9 protein-coding genes are annotated in these 16878 nt (G+C 64.7%); 5 read left to right on the forward strand and 4 right to left on the reverse strand.

Annotation, left to right across the window (positions count from 1 at the left end):
• Positions 1 to 20: 20 nt before the first annotated feature.
• Positions 21 to 3626: an indolepyruvate ferredoxin oxidoreductase family protein gene (locus tag GPA21_RS00085; protein ID WP_168986168.1), complete on the forward strand. Its 3606-nt coding sequence runs from the start codon at positions 21 to 23 to the stop codon at positions 3624 to 3626.
• An 18-nt stretch (positions 3627 to 3644) separates the two neighbouring features.
• Here the strand turns inward: GPA21_RS00085 and GPA21_RS00090 are convergent, their stop codons facing one another.
• The 4 genes from GPA21_RS00090 to GPA21_RS00105 all read right to left on the reverse strand — a co-directional run bounded on the left by GPA21_RS00090 (position 3645) and on the right by GPA21_RS00105 (position 10706).
• Positions 3645 to 4256, reverse strand: a complete 612-nt coding sequence (locus GPA21_RS00090) for a bactofilin family protein (protein WP_168986169.1) — start codon at positions 4254 to 4256, stop codon at positions 3645 to 3647.
• A 214-nt stretch (positions 4257 to 4470) separates the two neighbouring features.
• Positions 4471 to 5919, reverse strand: coding sequence for a metalloprotease TldD (gene tldD / locus GPA21_RS00095; RefSeq protein ID WP_168986170.1), 1449 nt, complete (start codon positions 5917 to 5919; stop codon positions 4471 to 4473).
• A gap of 72 nt (positions 5920 to 5991) precedes the next feature.
• Positions 5992 to 6816: a carbon-nitrogen hydrolase family protein gene (locus GPA21_RS00100; protein WP_168986171.1), complete on the reverse strand. Its 825-nt coding sequence runs from the start codon at positions 6814 to 6816 to the stop codon at positions 5992 to 5994.
• The gene (locus GPA21_RS00105) at positions 6813 to 10706 is read right to left on the reverse strand and encodes a YhdP family protein (protein WP_168986172.1); all 3894 of its coding nucleotides are present in this window, start codon (positions 10704 to 10706) and stop codon (positions 6813 to 6815) included. Before GPA21_RS00105 ends, GPA21_RS00100 begins: the two co-directional genes overlap by 4 nt.
• A gap of 124 nt (positions 10707 to 10830) precedes the next feature.
• On the opposite strand from GPA21_RS00105, the gene glnE reads away from it, so the two are divergent.
• The 4 genes from glnE (at position 10831) to GPA21_RS00125 (ending at position 16860) form a co-directional block, all read left to right on the forward strand.
• Positions 10831 to 13563 (forward strand): bifunctional [glutamate--ammonia ligase]-adenylyl-L-tyrosine phosphorylase/[glutamate--ammonia-ligase] adenylyltransferase, encoded by a 2733-nt coding sequence (gene glnE / locus GPA21_RS00110; RefSeq protein ID WP_168986173.1) that lies wholly within the window; start codon positions 10831 to 10833, stop codon positions 13561 to 13563.
• Positions 13564 to 13683: 120 nt separating this feature from the next.
• Complete coding sequence (locus tag GPA21_RS00115) at positions 13684 to 15201, forward strand: CYTH and CHAD domain-containing protein (protein WP_168986174.1); 1518 nt, start codon at positions 13684 to 13686, stop codon at positions 15199 to 15201.
• An 83-nt stretch (positions 15202 to 15284) separates the two neighbouring features.
• Positions 15285 to 15743, forward strand: coding sequence for a SixA phosphatase family protein (locus GPA21_RS00120; RefSeq protein WP_168986175.1), 459 nt, complete (start codon positions 15285 to 15287; stop codon positions 15741 to 15743).
• Positions 15744 to 15933: 190 nt separating this feature from the next.
• A complete protein-coding gene (locus GPA21_RS00125) occupies positions 15934 to 16860 on the forward strand; it encodes a hypothetical protein (RefSeq protein WP_168986176.1) in 927 nt (308 codons plus the stop codon).
• Positions 16861 to 16878 lie beyond the last annotated feature (18 nt).

A 16878-nucleotide genomic window follows, 5' to 3' on the forward strand; every position in this document is an offset into this window, starting at 1 on the left:
GGCGCTAACGGAGAGAGACAATGCAAAGCCATGCCGCACAAGTGGGCGGGGGCGACTTGCCGACCGTTGAAGTCGACATCCCCCGCGAATCCGAGCCCGTCGTCCGCAACGGTTACCACCTGACCGACAATCTCAAGGCCGGGGGCGGCACAGTGTTTCTGACCGGCATTCAGGCGCTGGTGCGCCTGCCCCTGATGCAGGCCGCCCTCGATCGCAGCCGTGGGCTGGAAACCGCGGGTTTCATCAGCGGCTACCGGGGTTCGCCACTCGGCGGATTCGACCAGGCGCTGTGGAAGGCCAGAGGCATGCTCGCCGACGCACACATAGAGTTCCTCCCGGCGATCAATGAGGAACTCGGCGGCACCGCGGTGCTCGGCAGCCAGCAGGTGGAGAACGACCCCGATCGCGAGGTCGATGGCGTATTCGCCATGTGGTACGGCAAGGGGCCGGGTGTGGACCGTGCCGGCGACGCGCTCAAGCACGGCAACGTCTATGGTTCGTCACCCAACGGCGGCGTACTCGTGGTGGCGGGCGACGACCACGGCTGTGTGTCCTCGTCGATGCCGCACCAGAGCGACCTCACGATGCAGTCGTGGAGCATGCCGGTGCTGCACCCGGGCAACGTCGCCGAATACCTGGAGTTCGGTCTCTACGGCTGGGCCTTGTCCCGCTTTTCGGGCAACTGGGTGGGCTTCAAGGCCATCTCCGAAGTTGTCGAAAGCGGCATGACCGTCGATCTCGACCGGGTGCGCACGGATTTTCCACCACCAGCGCACTTTGCGCCGCCGGGTGGCGGTCTGCACTACCGCTGGCCTGACTTGCCCAGCCTCGCCCTCGAGGCCCGCCTCGAGCTCAAGCTCGACGCGGTGCGCGCCTTCGCCCGCGACAACAGCATCGACCGCTGGATAACAACCGCAGCACAGGCCGACCTTGGCATCGTCACCGTCGGCAAGGCCCACTACGACTTCCTCGAAGTTTTGCGTCGTCTAGGGCTGTCGCTGAAAGATCTTGAGCAGGCAGGCATCCGGATCTACAAGGTCGGCCTGGTGTTTCCGCTGGAGCCGACCCGTATCGATGCGCTGGTGAGCGGCTTGCGCGAGGTGCTGGTCATTGAGGAGAAGGCACCCGTCGTCGAGCGCCAGCTCAAGGAGATGCTCTACAACCGGAGCGGCGCGCGGCCGGTCGTGATCGGCAAGCAAAACCGCGAGGGACCCCCACTGCTTTCCGCCCTCGGTGAGTTGCGCCCGTCACGCATCATGCCGGCATTTGCAGAATGGCTGGCAGCGCACAAACCGGCGCTGGACCGTCGCGAACATGTGCGCGACTTCACCGCACCGGAACTGCTGTCGAACGAAGGCGACGCGGTGCGGCGACTGCCCTACTTCTGCTCCGGCTGTCCGCACAATACATCGACCCGGGTACCGGAAGGCTCGATAGCGCAGGCCGGCATCGGCTGTCATTTCATGGCCTCCTGGATGGAGCGGTCGACCACCGGCCTGATTCAGATGGGGGGCGAGGGCGTGGACTGGGCGGCTCACAGCCGCTTCACCGGTCGCAAGCACGTGTTCCAGAACCTCGGCGACGGCACCTACTTCCACTCAGGTGTGCTCGCCATCCGTCAGGCGATCGCGGCACGCGCCAACATCACCTACAAGATCCTCTACAACGACGCGGTGGCGATGACCGGAGGCCAGCCGGTGGACGGCGTCATCGGCGTCGAACGCATCGCGCGGCAGGTGGAGGCTGAAGGGGTACGAAAGCTCGCCATCGTCAGCGACGAACCGGAAAAGTACCGCGGCCAGGAGAGTCTGTTCCCGCCAGGCACTAATTTTCACCACCGCGGCGAGCTCGATGCCGTTCAACGCGAGTTGCGCGTGATAGACGGCGTAACCTGTCTGATCTACGACCAGACCTGCGCAGCCGAGAAGCGGCGCCGGCGAAAGAAGGGAGAGTATCCCGACCCGGACAGACGAATCTTCATCAACGCCGAGGTCTGCGAGGGCTGCGGCGATTGCGGCACGCAGTCAAACTGCCTGTCGGTGCTGCCGCTGGAGACCGAGCTCGGCCGCAAACGCCAGATCGAGCAATCCTCATGCAACAAGGATTACTCCTGTGTGCAGGGCTTCTGCCCAAGCTTCGTATCGGTCGAAGGCGCTCGTTTGCGCAAGCGCGTTGCGAGGCTGTCCGGCGACCGCCTCGGCGAGCTCATCGAACACCTGCCGCAGCCCCGACCGAAGCTCGAGGATGCACCCTACGACATGTTGATCACCGGCATCGGCGGCACCGGCGTGGTCACCATCGGGGCGCTGGTCAGTATGGCGGCCCACCTGGACGGCTTCGCCAGCTCGCAGCTCGATTTCATGGGCTTCGCCCAGAAGGGTGGCGCGGTACTGGCTTTCATCCGCTGGGCCAGGCGGCCGGAACTGCTCAATCAGGTCCGCATCGATACCCAGCAGGCCGACCTGCTTCTTGCCTGCGACCTGGTCGTCGGCGCCAGCGCCGACGCGCTACAGACAGTACGCCACGGGCGTACCCGCATCATTGCGAGCAGCCATCGAAACCCCACCGACACCTTCGTGCGCAACCCGGACGCCAGCCTGCATGCCGAGGCACTCGAGGACAAGCTTCGCTTCGCCGCCGGTGCGGATGCACTCGAGATGGTGGATGCCTATGATTTGGCTCTGCGTCTGCTGGGCGACTCGATCGGCGCCAACATGCTGCTCCTCGGCTATGCCTGGCAACGTGGCCGCGTGCCGGTTTCGCTGGCCGCAATCGAACGGGCGATCGAACTCAACGGTGTCGCGGTGGAGATGAACCGCATGGCCTTCCACCTCGGCCGGCTGACCGCAGAGCAGCTAGCCACGGTGCTGGAGCTGGCGGAGGAGCCAAAGCCGGAGCCGATGACGCTCGAGGGGCTCGTCGCACATCGAGTGCAACACCTGACCGGCTACCAGGACGCCGCCTATGCCGCCCGCTACACCGAACTGGTCGCGCGCACCCGTGCCGCAGAAGAGGCGCTCGGCGCCGATCCGGCACTGCCGCTCACCCACGCGGTGGCGCGCGGTTACGCCAAACTTCTCGCTTACAAGGACGAATACGAGGTCGCACGGCTGTTCACCGACGGGCGCTTCCGTCAGGCACTGGAAGAGACCTTCGACGGCGACTTCACCCTCGCCTTCCACATGGCACCCCCGATTCTGGTCAGGAGCAAGGACGGGCGACCACCGGCCAAGGTCCGCTACGGCTCATGGATGCACAAGGCCATGCGCTGGCTGGCACGAGGCAAACGGCTTCGCGGCACCTGGCTCGACCCCTTTGGACGCAACCCCGAGCGGCGCATGGAGCGTGCGTTGTCTGAACACTACGCGGCGTTGATCGAATCGCTGCTGCCGCGGCTCTCGAGCGAGAACCTCGCAACCGCTACGGAACTGGCCTCGCTCGCCGAGCGGATTCGGGGCTTCGGCCATGTCAAGGCTCGCTGCCTTGCCGAAGTGTTGAAGCAGGAGGCGACGCTCGCGCATCGCTTGGGCCTCGCGCCAGTTCTCGCCGATGCGGTACCCGAAAAAATGCTCGATCAGGCCCGCGCGGGAGGCCTCAAGGGCATCCCGGTCGTCACCCTGCGATGAGACCGGGCATGACGCGGATCAGGTGCCGGTCTCCGTCTTGCTCTCTGCGGCTTCGGGCTTCGCTGACGACGTCGATGCGCCGGCCACCCGGCGCCCGGCATCGCCAGCGTCGAGTGCGCGGATATCACCAGAGATCTGGCCGCCTTCCTCGATAAAGATCTTGCCGTAGCGGATCTTGCCGCTCACCTTGCCGGTAGCATGGATGATCAACTGACTGCGCGCGGTGAGCTCACCGTCGAAGCTGCCATTGATCTCGGCAACGTCGATACCAACGGTACCCGAGTACGAACCATTCTCGGCAATGCGCAGCACACGACTGTCCATCGTCGCCTCGACCCGACCTTCGACGACCAGGGTGTCGCAGTCGAGGATTTCGGCACCTTTGAGCTTGACGTCCGGGCCAACGATGAGCCGGCTCTCGCCAGGCTTGGCAGCCTCTTCCCGGCGCGATGCACTCGCGAGCGCACTGCCGGCACCAAAACTCGAGGACGGTGCGCTGCCACTTTCGCGGGGCATACCGCCTGAATCACTCATCCCGCCGGTTGCACCCGTGGGGGCGCCTGCCGGGCGACCACTGCGCAGCGCCTGGGGTTCGTTGGTCTTGGGAAAGAGATTGGGCTTGTTGAACATGATTTCTCCTGGCAAGCATCGGGACGGGCACTCGGAACGGCCGATCGCCGCCGCAGCCCCACCTCGATTCAATACGACGTTGAGCTGCACAGTTTACGCCCCTGCCGCATGATTCCCGGCGCGGGGAAAGATATCTTTACAAACAAGCCCGGGCGGGCAGACAAGACGCCATAAGCATAGTGCCGGACATCCACCCGGTACCGGCTGCCAATCCTCAGGCAGTGCCGCCGACAGTCAGACCATCGATACGCAGAGTCGGTTGCCCGACCCCCACCGGCACACTCTGCCCCTCCTTGCCGCAAGTGCCCACACCGGGATCCAGCGCCATGTCGTTACCGATCATCGACACCCGCGTCAGCGCGTCCGGGCCGTTTCCGATCAGGGTCGCCCCCTTGACCGGACGGGTCACCCGGCCGTTCTCGATGAGATAGGCCTCGGAAGTCGAAAAAACGAACTTGCCCGAGGTGATGTCCACCTGTCCGCCGCCGAAGTTCACCGCATACAGGCCCTTCTTCACCGAGCGCAGGATCTCCTCCGGATCATGCCCACCATTGAGCATGTAGGTGTTGGTCATCCGCGGCATCGGCAGGTGAGCATACGACTCACGCCTGCCGTTACCGGTCGGCGCCACACCCATCAGACGGGCATTCATGATGTCCTGCATGTAGCCGGTGAGGACGCCGTCCTCGATCAGTACCGTGCGTTCGGTAGGATTGCCCTCGTCGTCGATGGTCAGCGAACCGCGACGATCCGCGATGGTGCCGTCGTCAACCACCGTGACCCCGGGCGCGGCGACCCGCTGGCCGATCCGGCCCGAAAACGCCGAACTGCCCTTGCGGTTGAAATCGCCCTCGAGCCCGTGGCCGATGGCTTCGTGCAAGAGGATGCCGGGCCAGCCCGGTCCGAGCACGACGGTCATCGTAGCGGCCGGGGCGGGTCCGGCACCGAGATTGACCCGCGCCTGATGCACCGCCGCCCTGGCGTATTCACGCAGCCGCTCGTCGTCGAACCAGGCATAGTCAAAGCGACCGCCACCGCCTGCACTACCCTGCTCGCGGCGGCCGTTCTCTTCCATGATGACCGATAGCGACACCCGCACCAGAGGCCTGACATCGGCCGCAAGCCGGCCGTCACTCCGGGCCACCAGCACGACCTCCCAGGTGCCGGCGACATGAGCCATGACCTGGGTCACCCGAGGATCCTCGGCACGCGCAAATCCCTCGAGCCTCTCGAGCAAGGCAACCTTCGCGGCATCGTCGAGCGAACCCAGCGGATCGTCAGCGCGGTAGAGCGCCTTGTCGGCGCGACGCCGAGATGTCGCAGCTGCCTTGCCGCTGCCGCCGGCATCGGCGATCGCCCGCGTCGCCTCCGCCGCGGCGGTCAGCGCCGGCAAGGAGATATCGTCAGAATAGGCGAAGGCGGTCTTGTCGCCTGACACCGCGCGAACGCCGACGCCCTGCTCGATGTTGAAACTGCCGGACTTGACGATGCCCTCTTCCAGGCTCCAGGCCTCGGACCGGTGATACTGGAAATACAGATCGGCATAATCGAGCCGATGGTGCAACAGAGTGCCGAAGACCCGCTCGATCTCCGCGTGACCAAGCTGGTTGGGGTCAAGCAGGTAACGATCGGCGATTGCGAGAGCGTCAGTCTGATGAGTCATGCTTTCTTCCAGTGAATACGCGAACGCTTGTGGGACAAGCGACACGGTAAAACGATCAATGAGGCGCCCGGTTCACAAACGGCGGTGGCGCAGCGCAGGCAGGCTCTCGCGCACCGCGGCAATGCGGGACGGCTCGAGCAGCCCGGCAACCACGCCCTCCCCCTCGTCGCGACAGGCCAGAATCTCGCCCCAGGGGTCGACGATCATGCTGTGGCCCCAGGTCACCCTGCCGCTGGGATGGCGCCCGCCCTGAGCCGGCGCCATCACATAGCACTGATTCTCGATCGCACGGGTACGCAGCAGTATTTCCCAGTGCGCTTTGCCGGTGGTGTAGGTGAACGCCGACGGCACCAGAATCAGATCCACCGCACCCATTGCCCGATAGAGCTCCGGAAAGCGCAGGTCGTAACACACGGAGAGCCCCACCCGACCGACTGCCGAATCGAAGGTGACCACGCTGTCGCCAGGCTCGATGGTTTCGGCTTCGTCGTAGCGTTCTTGCCCGCGCGAAAAGCCGAACAAATGAATCTTGTCATAGCGGGCCACCCGCTTTCCGTCCGGTCCGCACACCAACGTCGTGTTGCGCACCTTGCCATCGGCCTCGGCAACCAATGGCACCGTGCCGCCAACCAGCCAGATGCCGTGGCGACTGGCGGTTTCGCTGAGAAAGTCCTGGAGCCGGCCCACGCCATCACGCTCGCGGATAGCGACTTTGGCGCGCTCGTCGCCACTGATGATCGCAAAGTACTCCGGCAGCGCGACAAGCTGCGCCCCGCCCTCCGCGGCCTCGGCGACGAGACGGGCAGCCACCTCAAGATTGGGGCCGACATCCGGCCCCGACACCATTTGCACCGCGGCGATCTGACCACCGACGGCATTCACAGCTTGCTGCGTCATTGAACTGGCTCCTGAGAACCCTCGGTACCGCGCGCCGTACCGCTCAGTTTTTCCACCCGGGGGTCCGCCCAGGTACCGGTGATCTCATACGTGTAGGCAAACATGCGTTCGATCGGATCGGCCATGATCCGCTGTGCGAGCAGCGCGACGACACCGGCCACGGGGTTGATCAGGCCCGCAGCCGCGCCGACTGCAACCGATTCGCTGAGCGTGGGCTGCACGATGACACGCAAGTCCTGGGTTTCGCGGTTGAGATCAGCCTTGCCGGTGACCCAGATCTTGGCCGCGGGTCCGGCAATCCGCAGATCCTCGGTGGCCATCACCCCACGATCCATGGTGATGCTACCGGAAACGCTTTCGAAGGCGAAACCTTCACTGAACACATCGCGAAAGTCGAGTGCCAGACGGCGCGGCAGAGCCTGCAGGCTCAACACACCGAGAAGACGCCCCACCCCGGGCTCAAGCTGGCGAAACTGGCCGTCGGCCGCATCGACGTCAAATGCGCCTGACAGAGACGGATAATGCAATCGCAACGGCGTCCCCTGCCAGCTCGCCCTGCCCTCCAGACTGGCTCGACCGCGACTGACCACGTCGGGATAGCCCACGCGTCCAAGCAGGGCGCCGACATCGCTGGATTCGAGGCGAAAGTCCAGCTCGGTCAGCAGGTCGCTCCCGGTCAACCAACGACCCGACCCGCGGAGTCGATCCGTGTCATTGGCGATCTCGAAACGGTCGAGACGCCAGAACGGATTCTCGTTTCTGGCTTCCAGCGCAAGGCGACCAAGGCTGCGACCACGGAGAACAAAATCGTCAGCCACGATGTCCAGCGCGGGCAGCCGGCGCAGCGGCTCCGCGTCTTCGTCACGCGCCGTCGTCTCCGCAGGGCGTTCGCCGGCCTGGCCGAGCGCAAGCCTGGTCAGCCGCGCCGAGAGCACGCCGCCATCAGTTTCCCGCCAGTCGAAACTGCCGGCGACACGGTCGCTCGCAACACGCCCGCGCCAGCCTCTCGCATCAAAGAGGGCACCGAGTTCGGCATCACGAAAATCCTGACCGAAGAGCGTCAAGCGACCGAGTGAGACATCGGCCGCGCCCTGCGCGAACAAGGCGGCGAGCCAGCCCCGGTCCTCGCCATTGCCGGTGAACACCGCGCGTCGCCAGGCGTCGGCATCCAGTGCATCGAACGCGGCGGTGATCTTGATGCCTGCGTCGATCTCGTCCAGCGCCCGACCCCATGCCATACCACCACGGCTGAGCCGCATCGCATCGCCCTGACCGGAGAGCGCCAGCGCGAGCGATGCACGCCCGCCGAGATCGAGCGCAATCGTCCGCACTGCGCCGCGCTCGCGCAGCCGCATCTCGAAAACACTTGGCCACGGCTCCGTCGCTCGCTTGTTCAGGGGCTGCGGCAGACTGGACGAAACGCCCTCGAGTGCGGTCTCGACACGCACATCGACCCCCGCTTCGACGACATCGATGTCCGCGCTCCAGGCAGTGCTGCCCGAAAGATGGACCAGCCACGGCCAATCCTGATGCTCCCGCAGGCCGCGCACCGTCGCGCCCCCCTCGGCGCGAAAACGCGCACGGCCGCCTTCGTCGGTGCTGGCGCGCACTCTCAAGGCCTCGCCCAGCATTCTGCCGGTTGCCTCGGGTATCTCGAAGTTGCGCTCTGAGAATCGCACGCGACCTCGCGCCTCGGTCACTTCCGGCAAACCCTCGATAAGACTCAGGCGATTGCCGCTGAAGCCGTATTCACCATTGACCCGTGTCGCAGACAGGTTGCGAATCGGCAGCGCCAGTTCCAGGTTCAGCTGCCCGTTCCCTGTCGCCCGGATGCCATCGGTGAAGGCGCCGGCAACGCCACGCACCGGGCTCTGTTCGATGAAGCGCAGAAAATCGGCCGTCGCCCCGCGCGCCTGCCCGCTGACGCTGAGCAGTTCGCCTCCCTCTGCACCAAACGCCGGAATCTCCGCGACCACGTCGCCAAGCGCCACGCCGAGTATGTTCGCGCGCTCGGTCTCGATGCGCATGCCACGGCCCTCGAAGCGCAGCTCGCCATCGATGTCGTCGATTGCCGGCCAGCCCTCCGCATAATCGAGGCCGACCCCGGACACCCGCGCAGTCACCAGAAACTGGCCCTCCGCTCCATCATCGAACGGAAAGCGATCGAGCTCTCCGCGCAACTGCAGCCGTGCATCCTGGATAGTGCCGCCCTCGAGCGCCGATGCCAGCCAACTCCGTGCGGCTGGATTCATCACAAGCGGCAGATAGCGTGGCACCGCAGCCCCATCGCCACGCGTGAGGCGCGCGACCATGTCGATTTCTCCTCGTCGCCCTACCCCGAGCCGGTAAGCACCCGATAAGGTGCCAGCCGCGTCTTCATTCTCGAAGCGCAGCTCACTGACCGAAATCGCGTATTGGCCATCACGGCGAGCCCAGCTGCCCTCGCCCGAGATCTGCTCCAGAGGAATGGTCGGGTTCGGAAAAACCGCGGGCAGCGACACCGCCGCCTCGCTGGCTGCGACCCGGAACCGACCGCCATCGCGGTCGCCGTCGACCATGCCCGTTAAACCGGTGACGCCCGGCAGCTGCCCGATCGCCTGCGACGAGAAATCGTCGAAGGTGGCACGTAACTGCCACTGAACCACAGAGGAGCCCCCTTGCCGCCAATCCGCCCGGAAGTCCCTGACGACGCCCGAGACCTGCGTCTGTTCGATCAGCTCACGCATCTCGGACGACAACGGCAGGTAGCCGGCCAGCCTGCCGGCCTGTGCGAGATCAGCCCGGTCGAACGACACCCGCGCCCCGCGGGCAAACCGATCCAGCGGGCCGTCGGTTTCCAGTTCGAAATCCAGCGGGCCGACGCGCTCGCCATCGGCGGCAGTAAAACCCAGTCCCCTTAAAGAGAGTGAGAAGCGGTCGAGCGACGCGATGCTGATTCGGCCGTCGACGTCGGTGAGTTCGAGTCGCGGCAGCGCCGGAGCCAGGCGAACCGCGAGATCAGCCAGCGCAAGGTCGAGGGTTGCGGCCTGAATCACCCCGCGCCTCAAATCGAGCCAGGCCCTCAGATTGCCGTAGCCACCCGGCATCTCGGGCAGATCCAGCCAGAACTGGGCTGCGGTGAAATCCAGCTCGTCGATGGCGAAGTAGAGCTGACCATTCCAGGTCTCACGATCGAAGGCGTCGGGACTGTCGAGATCCCCGCGCAGTTCGAGCCCCTGCCACAAGTGGCCCAGGGCCGAGGTGCGGATAGCGAAGCGGTGGCGCCCAAGCTCCGAGGTCAAGCGGAAATCCACTTGCTCGACCACCAGTGGAGCCGCGGCACGCGACCAATCCAGCCATTGCACCCTGGCGCCGAGCATCAACACCTCACGCTGAGCCAGCGCCCATGCAAGCAGCGCACTTGCAGCCTGGTTCTCGACCGCCTGCTCGCGCTCGAGGCCGATCTCACCCACCCCCATACGCCCATCGATCTCACGATGCACCGTTAGCCGGGGTGAGTGGATGACCAGGCGGTGAAAGTGGGGTTGCCACAGCGCGAGCGATGACCACGCCAGCGTGGCATCAACCTCATCGAAGCCGAGCACCGTCTCGCCTTGCGGGCCGACGACGCGCAGTCCGCGAACATGCAGGCGGGGCCGGAATCCGTGCCAATCGGCGGAAAGCGACTCGATACGAACCGGGGCGCCAATTGCCTGCTCCAGCGCGGCTTCGACGGTGGGTACGTAGTCCTGCGCCCTCGGCATCACGACTTCGCGCAGAACCAGCGCTGACAACAGGACGGCGAACACTACAAGCATGCCCACATTGACCAGCGCGCGATTCAACGCACTGCCCGAACGCTGCTCGGATGAGGCCGCTGTCTGTCTGTCAGGCGGAGAAGTGTTGTCCATGTCGAATACGGTCCGGCGGACTTGGCTACAATCGCAAGCGGGCGATCACTCGCGGTTCGCCGCTGCATGCATGCCGAGTCCGCATCGAATCGAGCATTTTAACAATGAACCGGATACTCACCCGATGTCTTTCGATTCTCAACAATTGCCACACGGCATCAGCAATGCTGCAAGCTTCTCGCGCTACCTCGCCCGCATGCTGCAGAGCCGGCCATGGCTTGCCGAACGGCTTCGCGAATCGATCACCGAGCCGCTCGATGCAGACACGATGCGAAACTGGCTCACAGGACAAGCGCCGGATGAAGCCGGCCTGCCCGCGGCACTGAGGCGACTGCGCATCTGGGTGATGTGCCACCTCATCACCCGCGACATCAATGGCAATGCGGACCTCGCCGAGGTGACCGAAACCATGACGGTGCTGGCCGAGACCTGCATCCGGGCAGCGCACGACAGCGCCCGCAACGCGCTGGTCCGCCGCCACGGCGAACCACTCTCGCGGACCGGCTGGATACAGGAGTTGCTCATCATCGGCATGGGCAAGCTCGGCGGCAGGGAGCTCAACGTCTCGTCCGACATCGATCTTATTTTCGTCTATCCGGAAGATGGCGACACCGGTGGCGACAAAGTGATCAGCAACTTCGAATTCTTCGAGCGCCTCGGCAAGCGCATCATCAAGACGCTTTCGGAGGTAACCGAGGAAGGACAGGTCTTTCGGGTCGACATGCGGCTGCGTCCCAACGGCGACTCCGGACCGTTGGTGTGCTCGTTCGACATGCTTGAGAACTACTTCATTACTCAAGGCCGCGAGTGGGAGCGTTACGCGTGGATAAAGGCGCGGGTGCTCGACGGCGAACGTTTCCGCGAACTCGAGTCCGTCGCTCGTCCTTTCGTTTTTCGCAAGTACCTCGACTTCGGTGCGATCAATGCGATGCGCGACCTCCATGCCCAGATCCGGCGCGAGGTCACGCGCCGCGACCGCGCCGACAACGTCAAGCTCGGACCGGGCGGGATCCGCGAGATCGAGTTCATCGCCCAGGTCTTCCAGCTGATTCGCGGCGGACGCGACCCCGGGCTGCAGATCCGTCCGACGCTGAAGGTGCTCGGCGAACTCGCGCAGCGGGGCATTCTCGCACCCGATACGGTCGCCGAACTTAGCGAGGCCTATGTATTCCTGCGCAATCTCGAACATCGTCTGCAGTATCTCGATGACGCCCAGACCCACGATCTGCCCGCCGAAGAGAGCGACCGCAAGCTGATCGCCCAGGCGGCGGGTTTCGACAGTTTCGACGCGCTGCACCAGCAACTCGAGGTGTGGCGGAGCGTGGTCAGCCGTCATTTCGACGACGTGTTCAGCGATCCCAGCGAAGAAGCCCACAAACTCGATCGCGTGTGGAGCACCAGCGATTCACCGGACGACGTCGACCCGATCCTCGCCGAGCTCGGTTACGACGACCCCCAGGCGGTATCACGTCGCCTGGGGGCAATCCATTCCAGTTCGCGTTACCAGCAGCTGCCCAACCATATCCGCAGCCGTCTGGACGCACTGATGCCCCGGGTCGTCGAGGCAGCCGCGGCGACCCAGAGCCCGGATCAGACCCTGTTCCGCTGCCTCGAGCTGATGGAAACCATTTCCCGCCGTGGCGCGTATCTGGCCCTTCTGCAGCAATATCCGCAAGCCCTGAAGCGGGTCGCGGACCTCATGGGCGCATCGAGTTGGGCGGCGCAATACCTCACTCGCCATCCGATTCTGCTCGATGAACTGCTGGACGATCGAAATCTGGAAACCGAACCGGACTGGCCCCGTCTGCGTGCGGAACTGAGCGCCGCACTCGACGCCGAGGAGCCCGACATGGAGCGGCAGATGGACATGATGCGCGAACAGCATCATGCCCAGGTCTTCCGGCTGCTGACCCAGGACATCGCCGGCAAACTCACGGTCGAACGGCTTGCCGACCACTTGTCGGCACTGGCCGACCTCATTCTCGAGCTGACCGTGCCGCTGGTATGGCGAAAGATCAAGAAGGCCCACCGCGACACCCCGGCCTTCGCGGTAATTGCCTACGGCAAGCTGGGCGGCAAAGAGCTCGGTTACGCTTCGGACCTCGACATAATCTTCCTGTTCGACGACGACGCCCCGGAGGCCATGGAGGTCTATTCCCGGCTCGCGCAGCGTATCAACACCTGGCTGTCCACCCAGACCGCGGCAGGCACTCTGTTCGAAACCGATCTGCGCCTGCGCCCCAACGGCGACGCCGGTCTGCTCGTAACCTCGCTCGAGGCTTTTCGCAAGTATCAGCTCGAGGCGGCTTGGGTGTGGGAGCACCAGGCACTGACCCGGGCGCGGTTCGCCGCCGGAGACCCGCGTATCGGTGAGGGCTTCGAGCGTATTCGCTGCGAGATCCTGCGTCAGAAACGCGACCCGGCTCGGTTGCGCGAGGAGGTGCTCGCGATGCGCCGCCGCATGCGCGACGCCCACGCCGGCAAGAGCGAACTGTTCGCTCTCAAGCATGACCATGGTGGCCTCATCGATGTCGAGTTTCTCATCCAGTACCTGGTGCTGTGGCATTCGCATCAACATCAGGCGCTGACCGAGAATCTGGGCAACATCGCGCTGCTGCGGATCGCCGGCGAGCTGGGCCTGATCCCGTCAGAGCTCGCGCTTCAGTGCGGTGACGCCTACCGCCTGTTGCGGCGCCTGCAACACCGCCAGCGACTCAACGGCCAGCCCTCGCGCGTCGCTGTGGAGCAGGTCGAAACAGCGCGCGCGCCGGTGATGCAGCTTTGGAGATTCGTATTCGGCACCACGGAAGCGGACCCATACGCCGACACGGAGCCTGCGCGCTTGCAGCAAAGCTGAATCGGCTGTCGGCCGGCCCGATTTCGGCTGTAACACAAACGCATTCGGGCCCGGAGTACAATCGGCCGCTCGAATCACAGACTTCGTGCCGGAGCGCAAGCTCCGACACAGTCCACACCGATGAGCCAGGAAATCGAACTCAAGCTGGCCCTGCCGCGCAAGGCCCTTCCCGCGCTGCGCCGCCACCCCATCGTGCAGGCGGCCGCCAAACCCGGCCCGACCCGCACGCTGGACAATACCTACTTCGATACCGCCGACCTGGCCCTGCGCAAGCGCCGTATCGCCGTGCGAACCCGTCGCCAGGGGCGCCTGCTGTTGCAGACCGTCAAATGCTCGGCGCAATCGACTGGCGGGCTGACGAGTCGCCCGGAGTGGGAGCGGCCGTTCGACGGCGGTTTCGATTTCAGCGAGGTAGACGCGGGTGCGGTGCGAAAGCTGCTGGAGGCCCGCCGAGACGAACTGGTGCCGGTGTTCTCCACTCGCTTCCGGCGTGAAACACGCGAGCACTGCGAACGCGACGTCCGCATACTGCTGATGATCGACACCGGCGAGGTCGTGTGTGGTGAGCATGTCGCACCGATCTGCGAGCTTGAACTCGAGTTGGTCGAGGGCAAGCCGCTCGACCTGTTGCTGCTCGCCTGCCGCCTCGCCGCCGATCTGCCATTGGTGCCAAGCGACGTCAGCAAGGCCGAGCGAGGCTTTCGCCTGCACAACGGCCAGCAGGCCGAACCCCTGCGCGCGGCGGCTTCGACGATCACGCCCGATCAAGGCCCGGTCGAAGCCTTCACCACGCTGGCATTCAGTTGCGTGCAGCAATGGCAGGCGAACGCCATCGGCGCCATGGACAGCACGAACCCGGAGTTCATCCATCAGCTGCGGGTGTCCCAGCGACGTCTGCGGTCCCTGCTGCGCTTGTTTGCCCCCGCCCTGCCGGAAACCTTCGTCGCCGACTGGAGCGAGCGCCTGCGCAACAATGCGAACAGCTTCGGGGATGCCCGTGATCTGGATGTGCTCAGCGACGAGATCCTCGCGCCGGTGGCCGGCACCACCGCAGACGAGGATGCCGCCCTCGGCCGTCTGCAGGAGAAGGTGCGCATCGAACGTGACCGCGCGCGTGACGCGGCGCTTGCCCGGCTGGATCCAGCCGAACAAGGACGTCTGATCATCGGCTTCATGGCCGCCCTGCACGCGATGCCGGAAAACGCACTGCACCGTTCGGTCGACCTGCGCACCTTCGCCCGGCTGCAGCTGAGCCGGATACGCAAGCGCGTAAAAAGGCGTTTCGAAGCTGCCCGAACGCTCATACCGGCGCGCCTGCACGCCCTGCGTATCGCGCTCAAGCAACTGCGCTACGGCATCGAGTTCTTCACACCTCTGCTGCATCCCCGCGAAGTGGTTCGCTTCGGCAAGTCCCTCGCCAAAGCGCAGAATGCGCTGGGTTTCATCAACGATCTCGATGTCGCGCGTCATCGCCTGTCCGCGATGGCGGGTGACGATGTCGAACTCGCACGCGCGGCAGCTTTCAGCTGCGGTTGGCACGGCCCGCAATACGCCAAGGCATGTCGCAATTCGATTCGGGAACTCGCTCCGCTGCTCAAGGAAAGCGCTCGCTGGAAGAAGCTCACTCAGGGCAAGTAACTGCACTGTAATCTTCTTCTGCAACAATCCGTGGCTTGCCGACGCAGCCGTGCGCGGCAAGCTCGAAAACGAAGGAGGAGGCAATGGACCTGCTGTTGTGGCGCCACGCAGAAGCGGTGGATGGCACACCGGACCATGCGCGCGAACTGACCCCGCGAGGCATCAAGCAAGCACAACGCATAGCAGACTGGCTGAAACGCAACAGACCGCAGCGGCTCAAGGTGATGGTCAGCCCGACGGTGCGCACCAGGCAGACGGCCGAAGCATTCACCGACGACTTCGAGATCGTCTCCGCGCTTGGGCCCGAGCGGACAGTGGCCGACATACTCGCCGCCACCGGCTGGCCGGATGCTTCCGGCGCCTGTCTCATCGTGGGGCACCAACCCACCCTAGGACGGATCGCGGCACTGCTGCTATCCGGAACCGAGGCCGACTGGACCGTCAAGAAAGGCGGGCTGTGGTGGTTCACCAACCGGGTCCGCAACGGTGAAACCCAGACCGTCTTGCGCACCGTCATCGCCAACGACTTGCTGGACAAGTAGGATCAGCACGCAACCAGTGCAGAACCCGGCCCGGGCAAAGAAACCGGGCCGGGCATTCCTACTCGGATCCGTTCGGTCACCAACCACACAGAGCGCTGGGGCTTTTTCCCCCCGGCCAACAGGCGTATCCTTCGGCCAACGCTCATCCACCGGAGCTCCGGTGGCATGACCAAAACGACCGAAGCGAGAAATGAACACGACCCCTGAAAACGGAACGATCCGTGACGATGACGGCGTCAGACGCGTCTTCTACGACGGTTACTGGATCAAGGCATACGAGGCCCCGCAGAACAGCCTCGTCGAAAAGCGACGCCTCATCGAGGCCCTCACCCGCCGGCTGTTCAACCATGTCGAGCATGGCATCAACATCCCCGGCAAGCGTCTCAAGGAGGCCCGTGCGGCTTTCGAGGAGGAAACCGATCCGGAGCGCAAACGGGTCAAAGGCGCCATGCTGGCAGGCGCCCTCTTCAACCGCGCCACCGACATCTTCACCAAACTGGTCGACCTCCAGCAGGAGGGCGTCGATGTGACCCAGGACAGCGCGCTGATGCGAGAATGCGGCCAGTGCCTGCAGGAGGCGCTGAACCTCGGCAAACTGGTTCGCCATATCAGCGGCGACGAGGGCATCGACGAGTTGTGGGGTGAACCCTTTCGTGCCTTTTCGATCCCGATCGAGGCCTTCTACGAGAGTCGGTACATCAAGATCGCCCAGGCCCTGCGCAACATCGATCGGCTGACCGAGACGATGTGCGCAGCGTTCGGTCCCAACCCGCTATTCGAGGGCGCGGCTGTGGAGATCAGCCGACTCGGCACCGCGGCCAAACGCAAATGCGAGACCCTGCGCACTGACGCCGACATCTTCAACATCTGGACAGATTTCGCGGTAGCGCACGAGCACCTCGAGGCTTTCATGCCCAAGCTCGCCGGGGCTGCCACACCCGACCTCCTCCAGCTCGCTGCCGACGGCCAGCAGTTGCTGCGCCAGGGTGGAGAGCTGATCAGCTACGTGACGCGAGCACGCGTCACAATGCCGAAAAGCACCCGCGAATACATCGAGCGCTGCGAGCGCTACGCGCAACTCGTCACCGCGCGTTTCAGCAGCCACGCGACCAACTGAGTGCTTGCAGTCAGGCAA

Origin of the sequence: Azoarcus taiwanensis (assembly GCF_012910885.1) — a bacterium.
Lineage (GTDB): Bacteria > Pseudomonadota > Gammaproteobacteria > Burkholderiales > Rhodocyclaceae > Azoarcus_F > Azoarcus_F taiwanensis.

Bases quoted from the DNA above. Each gene is read 5' to 3' on its own strand.
- GPA21_RS00085 (WP_168986168.1), top strand. From the start codon at position 21: ATGCAAAGCCATGCCGCACAAGTGGGCGGGGGCGACTTGCCGACCGTT.
- GPA21_RS00090 (WP_168986169.1), bottom strand. From the start codon at position 4,256: ATGTTCAACAAGCCCAATCTCTTTCCCAAGACCAACGAACCCCAGGCG.
- tldD (WP_168986170.1), bottom strand. From the start codon at position 5,919: ATGACTCATCAGACTGACGCTCTCGCAATCGCCGATCGTTACCTGCTT.
- GPA21_RS00100 (WP_168986171.1), bottom strand. From the start codon at position 6,816: ATGACGCAGCAAGCTGTGAATGCCGTCGGTGGTCAGATCGCCGCGGTG.
- GPA21_RS00105 (WP_168986172.1), bottom strand. From the start codon at position 10,706: ATGGACAACACTTCTCCGCCTGACAGACAGACAGCGGCCTCATCCGAG.
- glnE (WP_168986173.1), top strand. From the start codon at position 10,831: ATGTCTTTCGATTCTCAACAATTGCCACACGGCATCAGCAATGCTGCA.
- GPA21_RS00115 (WP_168986174.1), top strand. From the start codon at position 13,684: ATGAGCCAGGAAATCGAACTCAAGCTGGCCCTGCCGCGCAAGGCCCTT.
- GPA21_RS00120 (WP_168986175.1), top strand. From the start codon at position 15,285: ATGGACCTGCTGTTGTGGCGCCACGCAGAAGCGGTGGATGGCACACCG.
- GPA21_RS00125 (WP_168986176.1), top strand. From the start codon at position 15,934: ATGAACACGACCCCTGAAAACGGAACGATCCGTGACGATGACGGCGTC.